Origin of the sequence: Sediminibacterium sp. (assembly GCF_030695065.1) — a bacterium.
GTDB lineage: Bacteria > Bacteroidota > Bacteroidia > Chitinophagales > Chitinophagaceae > Sediminibacterium.
In genome coordinates, this window is sequence record NZ_JAUYTR010000011.1 from 384,273 (window position 1) to 404,293 (window position 20,021).

Consider the following 20,021-nt stretch of genomic DNA (forward strand, 5'->3'; position numbering starts at 1 on the left):
CCTTGGTCAAACTAATTTTTTTGTAAAGGTAAGGGTGTAGCTGATTTATCAATAATGCCTATTTTCACTACAGAATGAAATACGACTCAGTTATTTTGGGGATTGATCCAGGCACACAATTATTAGGGTATGCATTGTTGGGAATTCGTAAAGGAAAGCCTGAATTGATTGTAATGGATACTTTAAAGTTGACCAAGGAAAAAGATATTTATGCCAGACTCGAAATCATTTATAGAACCATATCAGGATTAATTGCTCAATACAAGCCCAACAGTTTTGCTATTGAAGCCCCCTTTTTTGGAAAAAACGTGCAGAGTATGCTAAAGCTTGGCAGAGCTCAGGGGGTAGCCATTGCAGCTTCTATGCAATCGCAAATTCCAGTGACCGAATATGCCCCTAAAAAAGTGAAGCAATCCATCACCGGCAATGGTAATGCAGACAAGGACCAGGTTTGGAAAATGCTTCAATTAACTTTGCAGATCGAAAAAAAGCCAGTCTATTTTGATGCAACCGATGCACTGGCTGTTGCACTTTGTCATTTTTACCAAAGCAATAGTCCATTGGCAGTAAAAGGCAAAGCGCTGAAAGGCTGGGGCGATTTTATTGCAAAAAATGAAGGAAGGGTAAGAAAGTAATTTACTGATGCAGTTCAGCCAGAATACTTTGTTGAACCGACCGCAGTTCTTCTTGGCTTAATGATAATTTACCTCTAGTAAAATTTAAGTCATCGGCGCTGTTAATGGGAACAAGGTGCATATGTGCGTGTGGCACTTCTAATCCCACCACACTGATACCGCAACGATTACAAGGAAAGGCTTTTTCTATTGCTTTGGCAATGGGTTTCGCAAATAGCAACATTTGAGTAAGGTAATCATCAGGCAAATCAAAAAAATGATCTGTTTCAATTTTAGGTATAACCAATACATGACCTTTTACCAGAGGAAAAATGTCTAAGAAAGCAAAGAACTGTTCGTTCTCTGCAATCTTATAACAAGGTATTTCTCCAGCAATGATTTTTGAGAAAATAGTCATGACTTTAATTTAAACTGTAATTTCTTCCACCCTAAATTTAATGACACCATTGGGTGCTTGCACTTCAGCCACTTCGCCCCTAACTTTACCCAATAAGCCCTTACCAATTGGAGAAGATGCAGAAATTTTACCCAATTTTAAGTCGGCTTCTTTCTCACCAACTATTTGATAGGTAACCGTTTTTTTAGTAGCCATATTGGTAATAGTCACTTTGGTCAATATGGTTACTTTACTGGTATCAATGGTACTGGTATCTACAATTTTAGCATTGGCAATAGCGCCTTCTAATTGCTTTATTTTTGCCTCAAGCATACCTTGCGCTTCCTTGGCTGCATCGTATTCGGCATTTTCTTTTAAATCACCTTTCTCTCTAGCTTCAGCAATAGCTTTAGAAGCGGCAGGACGGTCAACAGATTTCATTTTCTGCAATTCCTCGCGCATCTTATCGAAAGTCTCTTTCGTAACATACATATTGGTTTCACTCATGGTACCCGACTTTAAGATTGGTAAAAAAAAATACAACGCCACATTTGACTGCGGCGTTGCATAAATACAAAGGTAGGGAATTAATCATTCCATGGCACAGAAGCCATTTTAAAAAAAATTAGGTGATATCAAAAAAAGTTATAGCTTTACTGTGTACTATTACACTAATACACCAATAATGATCCGATTTAACAATGTTAGTTTTGGGTACCCCAAACAAAAACTACTTTACGCCAATATTGATTTAGAATTGAAGGCGGGCAGTGTGTATGGACTATTGGGTAAAAATGGAGCAGGAAAGTCTACATTACTTAAACTAATGGCTGGGCTGGTTTATCCGACGCACGGAAAACTATCTGTTTTTAATGCAGACCCTACCAAAAGAGAACCCTCGTTTCTGCATGAGGTATTTTTCATCCCAGAAGAAATTGATACACCTAGTTTGCATGTGCTTGATTTTGGCGCCGAACATATGCCCTTTTATCCAAAATTCAATAATGAGCAATTCTTACATTACTTAAAGGAGTTTGATATTCCAATGACCAACTTGAACAATATGAGTTTTGGTCAAAAGAAAAAGGTTTGGATTGCTTTAGGGATGGCATCCAATGCTTCACTCATTATTCTAGATGAACCAACCAATGGATTGGATATACCATCCAAAAGAAAACTTCGAAAATTAATCGCAAGTGTTATTAATGAAAATACCTGCATGATCATCAGTACACATCAAGTAAAAGATTTAGACAGTTTGATTGATAAAATTATATTAGTTGATGAGGGCGAAATAATTGTAAACACCGATACTGAATCCATCACAGAAAAATTAGTATTTAAGTTGTCATCCGACATTTCAACTACTGAACAGTATTTATACTACGAAAGCAGTTTAGCGGGTAATCTAATTGTAAAAGAAAGAACCTCGGAAGATGAAGCGACCAAACTAGATCTTGAACTGTTCTTTAATGCTGGAATCAACAATAAAAATGAAATAAAACAACTTTTCAATTAATGGCTATGAATAACGAGTTCAGTTTTAGGAGGGTACAACTTTTATTGAGAAAAAATTTCAAAGAAAATGGCAGACGCTATCTGCTGATGTTTATCGCGGGTTTTGGCATAATCTTTTTAATCTATGGATTATTAATTGTTGGGAGTTTTCATAATATGTTCCCATCTGGGGATAGAAAAATGCTTTTTACAATTGGAATCTTTTTAGGAGGGACATTATTTTCTGCCAGTTTCTATAGCTTTTTTAAATCGCAACCTAAAACCATTCAATTCATTTTATTGCCGGCAACGACTGGTGAAAAACTATTGATCAGTTTTGTTTTAACCCAATTCGTTTACATCATTGTGTTTTTAATCAGCTTTACCAGCATTGACTGGTTAATGTGTACCATTTATAATGAATTTGTATCAATACCGAAATGGATTGTTGAACAAGAGAAGCATTACTATAAAGCAATGTACCTATTTAATTCAAATACAGTACTAATAAAAGAAATATTGATTATGTACTTTATCACTACTTCTATTGCGCATTTAGGGTCACTGAGTTTTATCAATAATGCCTATGTCAAAACCGTCATCTTATTTATTCTAACTGTAGTTGCTTTGATATTCTTAAACAACAAAATGTTGGATTTAATGATTCCTGAACCTATTATGCCACGTGGGCAATATTTCACCGTTTCTTTTAGTATTGGAGATAAGCACCAGCCCACAGGAATTGTGAAATTACCGAATCTTTGGTTCACAATAATAGCTTGGTTTTTACCAATATTTTTATACATAAGCTGCTGGACAATGAGCTACTTTAAAATTAAGGAGAAGCAGATTTAAACTAAAAAGAGCAGATGAATTTTCATTCAAATAAAGCCATATACATACAAATTGCCGATCTGATTTGTGAAAAAATTCTTTCTGGAGCATTTAAGGAAGAGGAAAGAATTCCTTCAGTAAGAGAATTGGCAGTTGACTTAGAAGTGAATCCAAATACGGTGATGAGAACCTATGAATACTTACAAGATTTAGATATCATCACCAATAAAAGAGGGGTGGGCTTTTTCGTGAACATTAATAGCATCGAAAGAGTAACAGCCTATTTAAGAAAAGAATTTATGGAACAGGAATTGCCCAACTTATTTAAGAATATGAAAATACTGGCAATCAATATCAATGAAATAGATAAACTGTATCAACATTATTTGCAGAACAACATAAATAATAGCAATGAAAAAAAGTAATATTCTAATAATCATCACCCTCTCCATTGTTTGTATTTGCTTTATTGCTGTAAATATAAAATTGAGCATGGAGTATAAAAAAGGAGCAATTCAATCTTTTACGCAAAAGAAAATGCTGCCGATTTTCCATCATATAAAAGAACTAAACAATTTAAAAAACATAGAATATACATATAAACCAGTTATCAGTATTTATGAGCGAAAAGATACCAGTGCCATTGCATATAAATTTTACAACCCAATTGGTTATGATTTTTATGTAAAAGCTGATACTTTATATATTAAGTTAGATTATCCATTGGATGGTAATATTCCTACTATTGATATTTATTGTAAAAACTTGAAGTCATTAATTACGAGTAATTCAGTAGTAACCCTATACAATTATAAGACCGACAGCATATACCTTGAATCCAATCGAAGCTCAAGCATCAATGCAATAGATATTAATAGCAAGTCTTTAAAACTGAGGGCACAAGATAAATCAACCGTATCCGTTTCAGGAGCAGACACAATCGGTAAATTAGAAATAAAAGCACTGCAAGAGGGGAATATCAATTTGCAAAATCTTTATTTTAAAAAACAACTGCTAAGCATCGATTCATCCGCATCGCTAACAGTTACAGGGAAAACACTTAAAGCATTAAATAGTGCTCAGTTTTAAATACTAGATAGATGGAGCTTTTCCAAGATCACTTGGGCCATTTTTAAATAGGCTTCATGGCTGTATCCAGCTATATGGGGGGTAATCACCACATTGGGAAATGCAGTTAAATGCAACAGTTCAGACTGCTCCTCAGCGGAATAGCTATTGAGCTGTTCATTTTCTAATACATCCAAACCAGCAGCCTTGATTTTTTTGCCTTCTAGGGCATGAATCAATGCCTTGGTACTAGTCACTTTTCCCCTACAAGTAGACAAAAAATAGGGCGCCTTTTGGAGGCTATTAAAAAATGATTCCCCTGCAAAATGAAAAGTTTCTGCAGTTAGGGGGAGATGAAGGCTAATCACTTCTGCCTCAGCTGCAAGGGCTTCCAAGGTAGAAGCTTCTACATGTCCATGGCTAAATCCTGTTTTATATGTATCAACAGCCAGTACCCTTACATCAAATGGTTGCAACAACCGAGCAAAAGCAGATCCTGTATTTCCGTAGCCAATAATTCCGACCGTTTTGCCCGACAACTCATCGGCGCGGTTTTCATCCCTTAGCCAAAGTCCTTTTTTTATTTCTGCATAACTACTATTAATTCGATTCATTAAGTTAAGTAATAATCCTAAGGTATGTTCGGCCACCGCATTGCGATTGCCCTCAGGACTACTTTCGCATTGAATCCCCTTTCTTTCCGCATAAGCAACATCAATTAATTCCATTCCACTTCCCAATCTACCAATCCATTTTAAGTTGGGAGCTGCATCAAATATTTCGCGATCTATTTTTAATCGAGTAGTTACAATCAACCCAACCGCATCTGTAATTAAATATTTTAATTCCTCATAAGTAATTGCAGGTTGATAAATAACAAAAAACTGTTTTGCCTTTAATGTATCAATTAAATATGGATGAACTTTTGCAGTAACAATTACTTTCATATTAATTCCTTTATCCCATTTTAAATGTAAGGGCGGCAAACTCTTCTACCGTAAGCTGTTCAGCCCGTTTTGTAAATATTTCCTCTTGCAATACAGCAGCATCAAAAAATGGTTTCATTGGATTACGCAACATTTTTCTTCGTTGCCCAAATGCTGCTTTTACTAAAGTAAAAAATGCCTTCTCCGACCTAACAGCTACTGGTTCTGCTTTTCTTTTTAATCGAATAACTCCGCTCATTACTTTAGGTGGTGGATTGAAACTTTCCGGAGGGACATCAAATAAATATTCTACTTCATAAAATGCTTGAACCAATACACTTAATATACCGTAGACTTTGGTGTGGGGCTTAGAAACAATTCTTTCCGCTACTTCTTTTTGAAACATCCCAATCATCACGGGTATCTGTTCTTTCCATTCAAGTACCCTAAAAACAATTTGCGTAGAAATATTATAAGGAAAATTTCCTAATAAAGTAAACTGGTCTTGAAAGGGAATTGGAATGTCCAAAATACTTCCTTCAATGATCATATCTGCTATAGAAGGATAATTCAATTTAAGGTACGCTACTTTTTCACGGTCTAATTCAACCGCTTTAAAATGCTGGATGGGTAATTTTAACAAATGCTTGGTTAAAGCACCTGCTCCAGGACCTACTTCTAGCACTTGTTCCATACTACCTTCTTGCAGAGCAGCTACAATTTGCTTGCAAATGGCTTCATTGGTTAGGAAATGCTGACCCAGCGACTTTTTGAGCGTATATTGCATGACTGCAAAAGTAGTATTTTAGCACCCTAAAAAATGGCTCATGAGTAATGAATTACAAAAACCCGTGATTGGCTTTACCTGCGGAGATTTAAATGGTATAGGGCTTGAATTAATTATCAAAACTTTAATGGATCAAAGAATACTCGATTTCTGCACCCCCATTGTGTTTGCGAGTAATAAGAGCTTGAATTTTTATAGAAAAGCAATTCCAGATTCCAATTTCAATTGTACTAATATCAATAATTTCACCCGAATCAACCCCAAACAAGTTAACATATTCAATGTATGGGAAGAAGAAGTGGTAATCACCCCAGGTGAATTGAATAATACAGGTGGACAATATGCATTAAAGTCTTTAGAAGAAGCTACCAAAGCACTTAAAGAAGGCCATATTCATGGATTGGTTACCGCACCTATACATAAGAAAAATATTCAATCAGAAAGTTTTCAATATAGTGGGCATACCCCTTATTTAAAAGCTTATTTCGGGGTAAATGATGTGGTCATGTTAATGGTGGCTGAAAATATGCGTGTAGGATTAGTTACAGAACATGTGACTGTTGAAGAAGTGGCTAAGCATATCACTAAAGAAAATATTATCAGCAAATTGCAAATCATTCACCAGTCACTCCAAAAAGATTTTGGCATTGATAAACCAAAAATTGCAGTGTTGGCATTAAACCCTCATGCAGGTGACGAAGGGTTAATTGGAAAAGAAGAAATTGACATCATAAAGCCAGCTATTAAAGAAGCCAACAATAAAATGCTGATTTTTGGGCCCTATCCTGCTGATGCTTTTTTTGCAAGAGGCACCCATGAAAAGTTTGATGCAGTGCTAGCGATGTACCACGATCAAGGTTTAATTCCATTTAAATCATTGGCTTTTGGTGAAGGGGTAAATTATACCGCCGGACTTCCTGTTGTAAGAACCAGCCCTGACCACGGAACCGCTTTTGATATTGCTGGTAAAGGAAAAGCAGACCATGCATCTTTTTTAGCTGCCACTTTTGAGTGCATTGATATTATTAACAGACGCATGGGCTATGCGGAGAGAAATCGAAATCCTTTGCGTAAAATTAGTGCAAGAATGTTGGCCAATGCCATTGACGAAAGAATTGAAGAAAACGAAGGATAATACCATGATTTATTTAGAAAACACCGAACTCAAAATTGCCATTTCAGAAAAGGGTGCTGAACTTCAAACCGTTTTCAATAAAGACACCCAACTAGAATATTTATGGGAAGGTGACCCTGCGTTTTGGGGAAAGAAAAGTCCGGTATTGTTTCCTATAGTAGGCACTTTAAAAAACAACCAATTTTCACATAATGGAGAAAATTATCAATTGAGTAGACATGGATTTGCAAGAGACAAAGTATTCAAAGTTACAGCGTCTAGTAATTCCCAGGTTATTTTAACTTTAGACGCAGACACTGAAACTTTAACTCAATATCCATTTCTATTTAGATTTAATATTGTTTATGAGATACACAAAAATAAATTGAGCTGCACTTATCAAATTACCAATATTGATGTTAAGCCATTTTATTTTTCAGTAGGTGCGCACCCTGCATTTAAAGTTCCATTAGAAGAAGCTTACCAATTCAATGATTATTATCTTGAATTCAGTCAATCAGAATCTACAGGCAAATGGCCCATTACAGCAGAAGGACTTATTGATGAAAATCCAATTCCATTCTTTCACAGTAACAGTAGAATTAATTTAAGTAAAGAATTATTTTATGGAGATGCCTTAGTATTTAAGCATTTAAACTCTTCATCTATTCGCCTTAGTAACGACCAATCAAAACATGGTTTCTTATTCTCTTGGTCTGAATTTCCTTTCATGGGTATATGGAGCGCAAAAGATGCCCCATTTGTATGCATTGAGCCTTGGTGTGGCATAGCCGATTCTGTAAATGCAACTGGAGAACTAAGAGATAAAGAGGGTATGATACTATTAACTCCCGGACAAAATACCAATAGAACCTGGTCTATTGAATTATACTAACTATTTAAAAATCGCATCGCTTAAACCAGTATTAATGGTGTAAGCAGTATAATTAATTTCAACCCTACCTTTTTTACCTTTCATTCTGTCTTTTATGGCTTTGTCGGTATCATCAAATTCTAAAGTTATTCCTTTAGGGAGCTTGTAGTCTTTAGCATTAAAACTAAACAATACTTTGTCGGGCAAACCATAAGAAGCAAATTTTCCATACTGCAACTCCATTTCATAAGTACCATTTTCACGGGTAGTTGTAACCGATTTACGAATTAATAAATTAGCTTCATCAATATATAAAGTTGATAAAATAATCTCTCCTGCATCGGCATCAGGCAACAGTTTTACTACTCTCACAGCCGTGCCCCCAACAGTGCTCATTCCAGCATCAATGGCCACAAATCCAGTTTGCATGATCATACTACCAATATTAATGCTGACTCCCCCTTTGGGCAACACAGAGATTCCTCCATCACGTTGTAGCTTAAATTTGTTGGGGCTTTTGAAAAACACCTTTACTCTACCAATAGGCGCTTTAATGAATGCGACATCTGTTTTCATTTTACCATCCGCAGTGTAATCTTTTACTTTTTCTAATTTAGCTTTTACTTTCATCACTAAAGCATTCATGTCTTGTGCATTCAGCGTAGCTGAAAGAGACAAAGCAGTAAAAAGAACGAATAGTTTTTTATTCAATATCATCTTCATAAACGGGTGATTAACTGAGAATATCTTTTTTTCTAAATAACCAAACAGCACTGCCTACAAACAAAACAATATGAACGGCCAAAACAGTAGCAGACCGAATAATTTTATCTGGATACTGAATACTTCCAATAATTGCTTCGTTGGCATCATTCACTTTAAAGTCAAAAAACTCTTTCCAGGTAATCATATGTGTAGTGAACAAGTAGGGCTTAATCAAATTAAATAAGGGAATATTCATTGTACTCAATATGGTACATACAATAATTACACTCATGGTTGCAACAATAGGACCAATTGAGTTTTCTGCAAAAAAAGATAAAAAGAAGCCCAATGCTGCAACGGTAACCATTGCCAAAGCAGCAAAACAAAAAGCCCCAGCATAACGCCAAAAAACATCCGACTCTTTTACAATTACAACATAACTACTTTTCATTAAGAACAAATCATCTGTTCCAAATATCAACATACTTAAAAACAACCCCATGATGGCTATCCAAATTAATAGCAGCAAAGTATAAATAACAGAAGCTATAAATTTTGCCATTACAATAGCGGTTCTCGATTGTGGCTTAGTCAATAAAATTCTCAAGGTACCCATATTGGCTTCTCCTGAAATCATATCAGCGGCAATCAAGGCAATCAATAATGGCACATGCACCAACAGAAGTTGAAGAATTACATAGCAAATAAAATATCCGTTCAATATTTTACCATCTACACTAAATGAATTGGCAAAATCGGCCATTACAAAGTCGGCATATTCTTTCCCATCCACCAATAGGCCCAATTGTATTACGCCAATTAAGGCAGTAATAGCAGCAAAAGACAAATACGTTCTTGGTCTTTTAAATACTTTGTATAACTCAATTTGTAAATGTTCCCACATGTTGTTTTCCTGCTGTTACTTGTAAAAAATAATCTTCCAGACTATGTCTTGCCTGCAAGGAATAAATATCTACGCCAGATGCTGCCAACATTCTATTGAAGTTGGGTATATCTTCTTTATTTAGACCAACCATAATTTGTCCATCACGCTCGGGCAATAAATTATTTGCCCAAATTGAAGACTGTATAGTTTGAATGGCTGTACCATTATTGGCCACACTTATTTGTAAAATGGTTTGCTGATCATTAAATAATTCAGCCGATGACCCCTCCACTAGTTTTTGCCCTTTATCTATAATTAATATTCGAGTAGCTATTTGTTCAATTTCATTTAACAAATGAGAGGAAACAATCACTGTTTTTTTCATTTCCCTAGACAAAATCAGAATCAAATTTCTAATATCTGCAATACCCTGCGGATCCAGTCCGTTTGTGGGTTCATCTAAAATGATTAATTGAGGATTGTGCACAAGCGCAATGCCTATTCCCAATCGTTGTTTCATTCCTTGAGAAAAAGTTTTGACAGTATCATGGGCTCTCGATGCAAGACCTACCATTTCCAATTGGTCCATCAACATTTTGTTGGAAGGCTTAACCCCACTCAACTTGGCAAACAACTTTAGGTTTTCATAAGCAGATAAATACTTGTAAACGTCTGGCTTTTCAATAACAGCACCTATTTGTTGCAAAATTTCTTTGCGGTGCTTGTTTAAATCGTATCCAAATATGGATATATCGCCACTAGTTGGTGTAATGAGCGTCAATAACATTCGAATAGTAGTACTTTTTCCTGCGCCATTTTGACCCAGGAATCCATACACATCGCCAGATTCAACCGAAAAGGAGAGTTGGTTGACCGCGGTGAGGCTATTGAACTGCTTGGTGAGTTGGGAAACTTTTACTATTTGTTGCATTGATTTGTATAACAACAAAACTAGTTAAGATGTTTAAACTTTTAGGTATTGCTGAAGTGCTTTCACATAATCTTCAAATGCCTTCAGACCTGCCGGGGTAACTTTACAGGTAGTTTGAGGGTAGTTGTCTTTAAATTGCTTAATTACTTCAATATAACCCGCATCTTTTAATTTTTGGACTTGCACACTCAAATTACCCGCAGTCGCATTCGTTTTCTCCCTTATAAAGGTGAATTCAGCTTCTTTAACACTAATGAGTAAACTCATTATGGCTAACCTTAACTGCGAATGTAATATGGGGTCTAATTCTTTAAACATTGGGTCTAGTCTGAGCCAGGTATTTTTTTCTTAATATCACTCCTGGTATAAACCAGCAAACTAATGCAGCAATAGATCCTAACAGCATATCGAATCTACTCTCAGTAAATAGACTTAAAAAAAACAATCCATAAGTAATGATTGCTCCATACTTCATTGGATTAAATTTTTTTACTAAGCCAGTTACCATTGTTGGGAAAGCATAAAACAAAATATAAATAGAATAAAGGGAAGGAGTAAATGGCCTAATCACCTCATCGGGACGACCGTCAGTAAAATGCTTCATTAAGGTCCAACCTTCTTCAGCTATAGTTTTTTCAACTTGAAATGGGACTATATTTTGATAAAATCCCATTGCGAAAAGACTTATGCCAAAAACCAGCCAAACTGCATTAACCAAATCGTCATCATACTGCTTGGCTTTTTGTATTTTTTTTTCTTTGATAGAAATATATACCTGAGGAATAATGGCAGCTAAAACCAACCACCAGATATCGAACCATAACTTGAAATCATAAGTTCGTTGTAAAAAATTCATTAAAGAAGCAATAGAAACAACTGAGCCCCACAATAAAGAGCCAATACCTGTATCATGGTAACTGCCTTTTGCTTTTTTGATCATTTCAGCTATTAGCTGCAAACTTTCTTGTTCCGAAAATTTTGTTTCATTAGCCATTGAAAGAATTTTTAAACTTTGCTCTTAATAAATATCCAGGAATAATCCAAGCACTAATCACTGCTGGAATTAACAACAATATAATTTCCTTGGTAGAAATATACACTGCTGAAACAGACAATAACCAACAAACGATGCCACCTATTTTTAGCGGTGAAAATCGCATGATGGCGCCAGTTAAAAAAGTAGGCATGCCATATAATAATAAAATTAGCGCATACATTAATTGCCAGTTTCCGAGCTTTGCTGATATAAACGAAACGACTCCCATACTTATACCAAAAACCATCCAAACATATCCAATCATTTCATCGGTATAGGTTTTAACCGTTTCCTTTTTTTCTTTTGAATTCAAATAATACAATTGATAGGCCAATGCTGCGATGGTTAACATCCATATGTATCCGGCATTTGCGCCCATAGAAGTATAGGTAAGCAAAGAATAATGAACCAATGAGCAAGTGAAAATAATCCATCCCCATAGAAGATACAATGTGCCATTTTCAGAATACCGATTTTGTGCTTTATTAATCATGCTTTCGATTAATGCAAGACTAGATTGGGCAGACAGTTGCGCTTGATTACTCATACTATCAGTTTAGAAATATAAAGATACCCCTGCCAATGGTAGCAGGGGTAAAATAGATACACAAATTACTGACAAGCAGCCAATAATTGTTCCGCCTGTTCCTTACCCCAGCTAGGATGTAATACAGATGCAGGCTTAAAATTGCCAAACAATTCTACAGACTTTTCAAATAGTTTTTTAGCAACTGATTTGCCGCCACCAAATGCTTCTGGCACATTCATTAAATACTGACCTTCTAATAGATAAGGTCTAGGGTTATTAGGATCAATTGCTTTTGCTTTTGCTATAGCTTCAGCAGCAATAGCACCATATGATTGCCATCTGCTCATTGGATCAACTACCAATTGCATTACCGCCACTTGTTGCTTTAAACAAAAGATTTCTGCATTATTATTTTCAATTGCTTCTGCTTTTGTAATCAACTCATTTACTTTTTCAGCTACTTTGTCTTTATCGGAAGCTGGGTTCATGAATGCTGCAATGGTATAATTTCTTGCAGCATAATAATAAGGCAGCCATTGGGTTTTCTCCGCATCGCCTACTCTTTCAAAAAATGAAGCAACAGCACTCATTTCATCGGGTGTTTTACTTTCTTTCATTTTAGATAAGCCATTCTGCATAGCTGATTCATATTTACTTTGTGCATTTAATCCAAGAGTTGCAAAAAGTGCAAATGCCATTAATATCTTTTTCATGTTTTAAAATTTAAGTGTTGATTTAATTTATTAAAGATTGTTATTGATATTTTGCTGTGAACGATCTACCCCCCAACTTAGAAAAATGCCTAAGAAAAAGCTTCTATCGGCTGGTGGATTAATTTCTGAACGAATTAAATCGCCATTGGTATCTCTTAAACGACCACTGTAATTATATCCAAAGATTTGTCGTTCGTTAAATACATTGTTTACACCCAATACAACTACAGCATTAGCTTTGCCAATTTTTGGCAACCAATTCAAACTGAAATTATTAGAACTATACCCAATGGTTCTATCGACTAGAAAGTCTTTAGGTGATCTATTCGGATTAAAATAAGGACGTCCGGTACTCCAATTATAACTCCAGTTTACACCAAACATATTTTTAACCCAGAACTTCTTCAAAACCACACTACCACTATGTGTTGCCGCAAAGGTTGGTTGTACTAAAGCGGTATAATTATTATAATCTCTTTTTGTATCTAAATAGGAATAACTAATCCAGTAATCAAAATTTTTAAATGTTTTTTTGTCTCTCCAAAATAATTCTACTCCTTTTGCATACCCTAAACCATTGTTACTTACAGTAGTAGGAAAGCTGTTGGAAGTTTTTAAGAGACTCAAATAATCTTTATAAAAAGCCTGAACACGGAAAGTATAACTACTCGAAATATGTTGATAGGTAAGAATATAATGATCCGCTCTTAAAAAATTGACTGGAGGCTGATTAATCAAGTACCTCCTTTCAGGTGTTTGATAAAATATTCCATAGTCTACCGTTACTTGACTATTCTTTCCCAATTTATAAGACAGCGCAGCTCTTGGTGCTACATTCATTTTATTTAATAAACTACTATGTTCTATTCGAACCCCAGGCCTAAAAGCCAATTCATTGGTAATATATAAATCTGCTTCTGCAAATCCTGCTTTATAAAAATCATTTACACTAGAAGGAAATAATCCGTTCATACTTTGAAAACGGCTACTGTCGGCATTATTCCATACTTCTGCTCCAAATCGAATGGTATTAATTGCTCCAAATCTTTTATCTACCACCACTCTTCCTTGTAACATCCATTGATTTGCATTTAAGGAGAAACCAGTTTGATCAATTACAGAAATATTGGTAATAGGAACAGCTTGATATTGTTGATTTTGAACCTGTGTAAGAATTTCGTCTTTATTGTAACTAACGCTCGCTGCAATATTTATTTTCCATCCATTTCCTAAAAATTGTCTGAAACTTAAATTGGTAAATAGGTTTTGATTTTTCAAACTAAAAGCATTCCATAAGCCAATGCTATCTAAAGAAGGGTTTCTGACACCCAATGTACCTGAGTTATAATAGGCATAGATTTTAAATACCCCATTCTTTTTTGTTTTAAAACGATAGTTCATGTCGGCGGTATGAAAATCAGGTACTTTAAAAAAGTCTGGAGCCTGTGGTACTAATTTTTGATATACAGCTAAATTGGTCCAATTGTAACTGAAACCATAACTGGATTTTTTATTATTTGCAACTTGTTGTAAACCCACTGTTGCAAATAATGGGGAGAGTCCTACTTGTAATTCAGATTTTTCGGGAATATCTAAACTCTCTAAACTTAACACACTACTTAATGCTTGTCCATATAAAGCAGAATAACCTCCACTGCTAAAAACAGTTCCACTAAATAAAAACGGAGAAAATCGGCCTCTTTGAGAAATTCCAGGAACACTGCTGTAAAAGAAATTATTCACTACAGTACCATCGATGATAATTTTAGCTTCTTCAGCAGAACCACCCCTGATAAATAATCCTTCTTGCTCCCCTACTTTTTGTGCCCCTGGCAATGTTTGAATGGTAGCAGAAATATCCGCATTTGCTCCAGCAGTGGTAGCAATATCCAATGCTTTTAACACAGTTCCTTTTTTCTTGTCGCTGGCTTCATAAGATCCTGCAGTAATGATGACTGCTTTTAATTCATTGATTTCCTCTTTTAAGATAAAGCTGATTACCACCGAATCAGTTTCCAAAACAACTGGAAGCTCCATGGTCTTATACCCAATATTACTAGCCACCAATAGCGTATTTCCTTTTTCGGTTGTTTTAAATGAGAAAGATCCAGTGGAATCAGACATGGTTCCATCATAGCTGTCTTTTATGGCAATATTGGCCCCTGCTAGAATACGGCCTTTATTATCTTTTACGGTTCCTTTTACAAGTACCTGTGCTTTTAATAAGCCCGCCAACATCATCCCTGCTATAAAAATTAGAATTGCTTTCATTTTATTCATTTGATAAAACAAACGTAGACTAGTTTATTTTATAAACCAAATTATTTTATAAATTTTTTATTGATCAGCCAACTTTTAAATGAACTATATTGTTTAAGTATTGATAATGAACTATTTATGAGAGAGAAAGCTGTTTTCCTTACTGCGCAATGGGAATACTTGGTGATGCTGAATTATCAAATTCCTCCTGAAATACTGGTTCCCCACCTTCCAAAAGGAACAGAATTGGACTTATTTGAAGGGAAAGCATTAGCGAGTGTTGTTGGCTTTCTTTTTAACAACACAAAAGTATTTGGTATGAAATGGCCATTCCATACCAATTTCGAAGAAGTTAACCTTCGGTTTTATGTAAAAAGATTTGACGGTGTAAATTGGAAAAGGGGCGTTGCATTTATTAGTGAAATTGTTCCTAAGCATTTGATAGCATGGATTGCAAATGGATTATACAATGAACATTATAGCAGAATGCCTATGCAGCATCAAGCCCATCTCGAAAATGATTTTTTACAACTGAACTATGAATGGCAAAACAAACAACAATGGAATAGCTTAAAAGTGAAAGCGCTTAACCGACCACTATCAATTGCTCCTGATAGTAAAGAAGAATTTATTTTTGAACACTATTGGGGTTACAATCAACTAAATAAAAATACACTAATAGAATACGGTGTAGAACATCCACGTTGGGAAATTTATCCAGTTACTTACCATGAACTAAGAGCAGATATTGCAGGTTTATATGGATCAGATTTTGTACCCTATTTAACAGCAAATCCTGAAAGTGCAATGCTAGCAAAAGGCTCTGCGGTTACCATTCGCAAGCCAAGTTTTTTTAAAGTATAGCAGCTAAAGTGTAACTGTTTAAGCCATCACTGCAACTAAATACAATAGTTGAGTAGCTATCACTTGATTCCCTTCTAGATGAATTTCATTCAATATCTCTTTAGGTGAAACACCTTTTGTAAAAAGCTTCCAAGCAATAGTTGCTGGAATAATTGTTTTGGCATACAACTTATTACCAGGTGATTCATATAAAAGGTTCCATTGTTGATTGTGGTATTGCAAATACCCAATCACTCCCATTGCTCCCTCAATTTCAATTGCAATAATAGCATGAGCTGGAGCAGTATGATTTCTTAATAAGTGCGGAAGTCCTAGAAAAAATGTTTGGATAAAAGGTTTAAATAATTCAGGAGTGATGATGGCAGCTGTTTTATTTACTGCCTCCCGAATTTGTAATTGATGATGGTATTTTTCTGTATATTCTCTTGCAACATGAAACCAGTTTAAAGATTCCTTTTCCCCTGCCCATGCAACGGAAAAAATTGCTTTCTCAAATGGATTTAAATCGGCTAATAGTTGCGTATGAACAGGGCCACACTGTTCTAATAATTCAATCAACAATTGCGGGCTCCATCTATTTGCGGTTAGAATAAATTGAGCATTAAGCTCATTAATATAATTTACCAACGTAGTATATTCCTCATTAACTGGACCACTGTATCCAAAATGACCATCTCTAAGAATAGCAATTCCTCTAGTGGTTGTATCTAGTAAATGTGCAACAATGTCTTTTACTGTCCATTGTTTGGCCAATGTTGGCCTTTCCCAATCACCCGGTTCTAGTTCTTTTAACACATTTATTAATGCATCATGAATAGGCTTAAACAGATGAATGGTTTCTATAAAGGGCTTTTGATGCATCTACTAAAATTACATTATTACTGAAAAATGAAAAACTAAGTGCAAAAAAAAGAGGCTGTCTGTTAAGACAACCTCTTTCATATTTTTGAACTACACCTTATTTATACTGCTCGCCAATTCCTTTAGCTAGCTCGGTCATTTTCTTAAGACCATCTTCAGGTAAGTTTCCTTTCTTAAATTCTGCTAATACATCAGGTAATTTGTTTTCCATTTCCATTAAGAAATGAGCTTCAAATTCTTTTACTTTTTTAACTGCTACTTCGCGTAAAAGACCCAACGTACCCAAGTAGATAATAGCAACCTGCTTTTCTACAGACATTGGAGAATACTGCAATTGCTTTAAAATTTCTACGTTTCTAGCACCTTTATCAATTACTGATTTAGTTGCAGCATCTAAGTCTCCACCAAATTTAGAGAAAGCTTCTAGCTCACGGTAAAGGGCTTGGTCAAGTTTAAGTGTACCGGCCACTTTTTTCATTGACTTAATTTGTGCGTTACCACCCACACGGCTTACTGAAATACCTACGTTAATAGCTGGACGAATACCTGCGTTAAACAAGTTACCTTCCAAGAAAATTTGTCCGTCGGTAATAGAAATTACGTTCGTAGGAATATATGCAGATACGTCTCCAGCCTGTGTTTCAATGATTGGCAATGCAGTTAAAGAACCACCCCCTTTCACTAAATGCTTGATAGACTCTGGTAAGTCATTCATGTTTTTAGCAACATCATCATTGGCAATTACTTTTGCAGCTCTTTCCAATAAACGACTATGCAAATAGAATACGTCTCCAGGATATGCTTCACGACCTGGAGGTCTTCTTAACAACAAAGAAACCTCACGGTATGCAACCGCTTGTTTTGATAAGTCATCAAATACAATCAATGCTGGTCTACCTGTATCTCTAAAGAATTCACCAATTGCTGCACCCGCAAATGGAGCGTAGAATTGCAATGGAGCAGGATCAGATGCAGAAGCTGCAACGATTGTTGTGTAAGCCATTGCGCCATTGTCTTCTAAGGTTTTCATTACCCCAGCTACAGTAGATGCTTTTTGACCAATCGCAACATATATACAGTAAACAGGCTTGCCTGCGTCAAAAAATTCCTTTTGATTAATAATGGTATCAACGCAAATAGCGGTTTTACCAGTTTGACGGTCACCAATTACCAACTCACGCTGGCCACGACCTACTGGAATCATTGCATCAATTGCTTTAATACCAGTTTGTAATGGTTCTTTTACTGGCTCACGATAAATTACCCCAGGCGCTTTACGCTCCAATGGCATTTCATATAATTCGCCTTTGATAGGACCTTTACCATCAATAGGTTCACCTAAAGTATTGATAACACGACCAACTACTCCTTCACCTACTTTGATAGATGCAATCTGTCCGGTTCTTTTTACTTTAGCACCTTCTTTAATGCTTCCGCTTTCACCCATTAAAACCACACCCACATTGTCTTCTTCAAGGTTAAGGGCAATTGCTTTAACACCGTTTTCGAATACTACCAGTTCTCCGCTTCGTACACCATTAAGGCCGTACACACGGGCAATACCATCACCCACCTGCAATACGGTTCCTACTTCTTCTAGTTCGGCAGAAGCATTGAAATTGCTGAGTTGCTGTCTCAGTATCGCTGATATTTCATCTGGTTTAATATCTACCATTTTGTATGATTTAAAAGTTGATCTTAATGTATTTGGTTATCGAATATTTGGAACAAATTGATTTTGAAGGAACTGCTTTTTAATCTCGCGCAAATCAAATGCAATACTTGCATCTACCTGCTTATTATTAAATTCCAAAACAAAACCCCCAATTAATTTTTCATTTACAGCAGTTTCTAATTCAACTGAAGTGAAATTATTAGCTTTCTGCACACTTGCTTCAATAGACTTTTTCAATTCTTCAGAAACAGGAACCGCAGTAGTAAGCTTTACTTGATGTATGCCTTTAATTGCATTGTATTGATTAATGAATGCAGTAGCAATCTCTGGCAAATCACGCTCTCTTCCTTTTCTTACCAACAAATTGCAAAACAATGCAGTTAGTTCAGAAACTTTTCCATTGATTACTGCTACCAACATTTTTTCCTTTTGATTGGCCTTAATAATGGGGCTGCGCAGCACATTCAAAAAGTCTCGACTTGCTTTGCAAATAGCCTGTATATATTGCATATCAGTGCGCACAGTGTCTAATTGATTTCTTTCGGTAGAAAGATCAATTAGGCTTTTGGCATATCGGTCTGCTAATCTTGGGTTCGACATGTATTAGTTCAGTTTAACGCCTTCAGCTAATTGTTTAATATAATTTTCTTGATCGCCTTTGTTAGACAATTCTCTGCTCAACACTTTTTCTGCTACTTCAATTACCAATGCACCAACCTGATTTTTAACATCGGTTAAAGCTGCATTTTTTTGTTGCATAATGGCAGATTGCGCTTCAGCAACAATGCGATCGTACTCAGACTTCGCTTTGTCTTTAGCATCTGAAACCATTTTATCTGCTGTTTCTTTTGCTTCCTTAATCATCACCGCTCTCTCTTCACGAGCTTTAGCCATCATAGCTTCGTTCTCATTTTTAAGTGCAGCCATTTCAGCTTTCACTTTATCTGCAGAAGCAATAGCATCAGCAATACCGGTTTCTCTTTCTTTCAATGAAGCTAGAATGGGCTTCCATGCAAAGCTCTTCAACAAGAAGAATACAACAAGGAATGCTAGTAAAGTCCATACCAACAATCCTACTCCGGGGTTTAACAGTTCCATATAATAAATTTAAAACTTCAATGTTTAGTTAAAGATTACTGCATCGATTGCCCTGTGCGCACGATGCAGTAAAAAGTTTGTGCAACTAGGCTTTCAATACAGCCAAGATACCTGCGATTACCGCGAAAAGGGCAACACCCTCTACGAAAGCGGCAGTCAAGATCATGTTTGCACGGATGTCGTTAGAAGCTTCTGGTTGACGAGCGATGCTTTCTACAGCACCTTTACCAATTTGACCGATACCAATACCGGCACCAATTGCAGCTAATCCTGCACCAATAGCACCACCTAAATGGCTCATGCTAACATCCAACAAAGTGTTAATAACTGACATACTGTTTGTTTTAATGATA

25 protein-coding genes are annotated in these 20,021 nt (G+C 35.8%); 8 read left to right on the forward strand and 17 right to left on the reverse strand.

The window, feature by feature from the left end:
- The first annotated feature begins 74 nt into the window (after window positions 1-74).
- The gene (ruvC, locus tag Q8S25_RS05555; protein ID WP_305535666.1) at window positions 75-635 is read left to right on the forward strand and encodes a crossover junction endodeoxyribonuclease RuvC; all 561 of its coding nucleotides are present in this window, start codon (window positions 75-77) and stop codon (window positions 633-635) included.
- 1 nt (window position 636) lies between these two features.
- Here ruvC and Q8S25_RS05560 read toward each other — a convergent pair whose 3' ends face one another.
- Together Q8S25_RS05560 and greA are read right to left on the reverse strand one after the other, a co-directional pair.
- Complete coding sequence (locus tag Q8S25_RS05560; protein ID WP_305535668.1) at window positions 637-1,032, reverse strand: HIT family protein; 396 nt, start codon at window positions 1,030-1,032, stop codon at window positions 637-639.
- Between the two features lie 9 nt (window positions 1,033-1,041).
- Window positions 1,042-1,518: a transcription elongation factor GreA gene (greA, locus tag Q8S25_RS05565; protein WP_305535670.1), complete on the reverse strand. Its 477-nt coding sequence runs from the start codon at window positions 1,516-1,518 to the stop codon at window positions 1,042-1,044.
- Window positions 1,519-1,696: 178 nt separating this feature from the next.
- Here greA and Q8S25_RS05570 point away from each other — a divergent pair, with 178 nt between their 5' ends.
- The 4 genes from Q8S25_RS05570 to Q8S25_RS05585 are packed head-to-tail and all read left to right on the forward strand — an operon-like array spanning window position 1,697 to window position 4,431.
- Complete coding sequence (locus tag Q8S25_RS05570; RefSeq protein ID WP_305535672.1) at window positions 1,697-2,530, forward strand: ATP-binding cassette domain-containing protein; 834 nt, start codon at window positions 1,697-1,699, stop codon at window positions 2,528-2,530.
- Between the two features lie 5 nt (window positions 2,531-2,535).
- Entirely contained in the window at window positions 2,536-3,363 is an 828-nt protein-coding gene (locus Q8S25_RS05575) for a hypothetical protein (RefSeq protein ID WP_305535674.1), read from the forward strand.
- A gap of 14 nt (window positions 3,364-3,377) precedes the next feature.
- The gene (locus tag Q8S25_RS05580) at window positions 3,378-3,767 is read left to right on the forward strand and encodes a GntR family transcriptional regulator (protein WP_305535676.1); all 390 of its coding nucleotides are present in this window, start codon (window positions 3,378-3,380) and stop codon (window positions 3,765-3,767) included.
- Complete coding sequence (locus tag Q8S25_RS05585) at window positions 3,754-4,431, forward strand: GIN domain-containing protein (protein WP_305535678.1); 678 nt, start codon at window positions 3,754-3,756, stop codon at window positions 4,429-4,431. Before Q8S25_RS05580 ends, Q8S25_RS05585 begins: the two co-directional genes overlap by 14 nt.
- Here the strand turns inward: Q8S25_RS05585 and Q8S25_RS05590 are convergent.
- Window positions 4,428-5,357 (reverse strand): NAD(P)-dependent oxidoreductase, encoded by a 930-nt coding sequence (locus tag Q8S25_RS05590; protein WP_305535680.1) that lies wholly within the window; start codon window positions 5,355-5,357, stop codon window positions 4,428-4,430. The genes Q8S25_RS05585 and Q8S25_RS05590 overlap by 4 nt on opposite strands.
- A 10-nt stretch (window positions 5,358-5,367) precedes the next feature.
- Window positions 5,368-6,123 carry a 16S rRNA (adenine(1518)-N(6)/adenine(1519)-N(6))-dimethyltransferase RsmA gene (rsmA, locus tag Q8S25_RS05595; RefSeq protein ID WP_305535681.1) on the reverse strand — a complete coding sequence of 252 codons (756 nt, stop codon included), beginning with the start codon at window positions 6,121-6,123 and terminating at the stop codon, window positions 5,368-5,370.
- Window positions 6,124-6,163: 40 nt separating this feature from the next.
- On the opposite strand from rsmA, the gene pdxA reads away from it, so the two are divergent.
- Entirely contained in the window at window positions 6,164-7,258 is a 1,095-nt protein-coding gene (gene pdxA / locus Q8S25_RS05600) for a 4-hydroxythreonine-4-phosphate dehydrogenase PdxA (protein ID WP_305535683.1), read from the forward strand.
- Window positions 7,221-8,132: an aldose 1-epimerase family protein gene (locus Q8S25_RS05605; protein ID WP_305535685.1), complete on the forward strand. Its 912-nt coding sequence runs from the start codon at window positions 7,221-7,223 to the stop codon at window positions 8,130-8,132. The genes pdxA and Q8S25_RS05605 overlap by 38 nt, the downstream gene beginning before the upstream one ends.
- Here Q8S25_RS05605 and Q8S25_RS05610 read toward each other — a convergent pair whose 3' ends face one another.
- From Q8S25_RS05610 to Q8S25_RS05645, 8 genes are all read right to left on the reverse strand, one after another.
- Window positions 8,133-8,834, reverse strand: coding sequence for a hypothetical protein (locus Q8S25_RS05610; protein WP_305535687.1), 702 nt, complete (start codon window positions 8,832-8,834; stop codon window positions 8,133-8,135).
- 10 nt (window positions 8,835-8,844) lie between these two features.
- A complete protein-coding gene (locus Q8S25_RS05615) occupies window positions 8,845-9,720 on the reverse strand; it encodes an ABC transporter permease (protein WP_305535689.1) in 876 nt (291 codons plus the stop codon).
- Window positions 9,698-10,633, reverse strand: a complete 936-nt coding sequence (locus Q8S25_RS05620; RefSeq protein ID WP_305535691.1) for an ABC transporter ATP-binding protein — start codon at window positions 10,631-10,633, stop codon at window positions 9,698-9,700. Before Q8S25_RS05620 ends, Q8S25_RS05615 begins: the two co-directional genes overlap by 23 nt.
- Window positions 10,634-10,666: 33 nt before the next feature.
- Window positions 10,667-10,951 (reverse strand): transcriptional regulator, encoded by a 285-nt coding sequence (locus Q8S25_RS05625; protein WP_305535693.1) that lies wholly within the window; start codon window positions 10,949-10,951, stop codon window positions 10,667-10,669.
- Window positions 10,944-11,627, reverse strand: a complete 684-nt coding sequence (locus tag Q8S25_RS05630; protein WP_305535695.1) for a hypothetical protein — start codon at window positions 11,625-11,627, stop codon at window positions 10,944-10,946. The genes Q8S25_RS05625 and Q8S25_RS05630 overlap by 8 nt, the downstream gene beginning before the upstream one ends.
- The gene (locus Q8S25_RS05635) at window positions 11,620-12,216 is read right to left on the reverse strand and encodes a hypothetical protein (RefSeq protein WP_305535697.1); all 597 of its coding nucleotides are present in this window, start codon (window positions 12,214-12,216) and stop codon (window positions 11,620-11,622) included. Before Q8S25_RS05635 ends, Q8S25_RS05630 begins: the two co-directional genes overlap by 8 nt.
- Window positions 12,217-12,281: 65 nt before the next feature.
- The gene (locus tag Q8S25_RS05640) at window positions 12,282-12,911 is read right to left on the reverse strand and encodes a hypothetical protein (RefSeq protein WP_305535699.1); all 630 of its coding nucleotides are present in this window, start codon (window positions 12,909-12,911) and stop codon (window positions 12,282-12,284) included.
- A 30-nt stretch (window positions 12,912-12,941) separates the two neighbouring features.
- The gene (locus Q8S25_RS05645) at window positions 12,942-15,182 is read right to left on the reverse strand and encodes a TonB-dependent receptor (RefSeq protein WP_305535701.1); all 2,241 of its coding nucleotides are present in this window, start codon (window positions 15,180-15,182) and stop codon (window positions 12,942-12,944) included.
- A 126-nt stretch (window positions 15,183-15,308) separates the two neighbouring features.
- Here Q8S25_RS05645 and Q8S25_RS05650 point away from each other — a divergent pair, with 126 nt between their 5' ends.
- Complete coding sequence (locus tag Q8S25_RS05650) at window positions 15,309-16,034, forward strand: YqjF family protein (RefSeq protein WP_305535703.1); 726 nt, start codon at window positions 15,309-15,311, stop codon at window positions 16,032-16,034.
- Between the two features lie 18 nt (window positions 16,035-16,052).
- Here Q8S25_RS05650 and Q8S25_RS05655 read toward each other — a convergent pair whose 3' ends face one another.
- The 5 genes from Q8S25_RS05655 to atpE form a co-directional block, all read right to left on the reverse strand.
- Window positions 16,053-16,895, reverse strand: coding sequence for a maleylpyruvate isomerase N-terminal domain-containing protein (locus tag Q8S25_RS05655; protein ID WP_305535705.1), 843 nt, complete (start codon window positions 16,893-16,895; stop codon window positions 16,053-16,055).
- A gap of 97 nt (window positions 16,896-16,992) precedes the next feature.
- Window positions 16,993-18,570 carry a F0F1 ATP synthase subunit alpha gene (gene atpA, locus Q8S25_RS05660; RefSeq protein ID WP_295188592.1) on the reverse strand — a complete coding sequence of 526 codons (1,578 nt, stop codon included), beginning with the start codon at window positions 18,568-18,570 and terminating at the stop codon, window positions 16,993-16,995.
- A gap of 36 nt (window positions 18,571-18,606) precedes the next feature.
- The gene (gene atpH / locus Q8S25_RS05665; protein ID WP_305535707.1) at window positions 18,607-19,170 is read right to left on the reverse strand and encodes an ATP synthase F1 subunit delta; all 564 of its coding nucleotides are present in this window, start codon (window positions 19,168-19,170) and stop codon (window positions 18,607-18,609) included.
- A gap of 3 nt (window positions 19,171-19,173) precedes the next feature.
- The gene (gene atpF, locus Q8S25_RS05670) at window positions 19,174-19,668 is read right to left on the reverse strand and encodes a F0F1 ATP synthase subunit B (RefSeq protein ID WP_305535709.1); all 495 of its coding nucleotides are present in this window, start codon (window positions 19,666-19,668) and stop codon (window positions 19,174-19,176) included.
- 85 nt (window positions 19,669-19,753) lie between these two features.
- Window positions 19,754-20,002, reverse strand: a complete 249-nt coding sequence (gene atpE / locus Q8S25_RS05675; protein ID WP_295188602.1) for an ATP synthase F0 subunit C — start codon at window positions 20,000-20,002, stop codon at window positions 19,754-19,756.
- Window positions 20,003-20,021 lie beyond the last annotated feature (19 nt).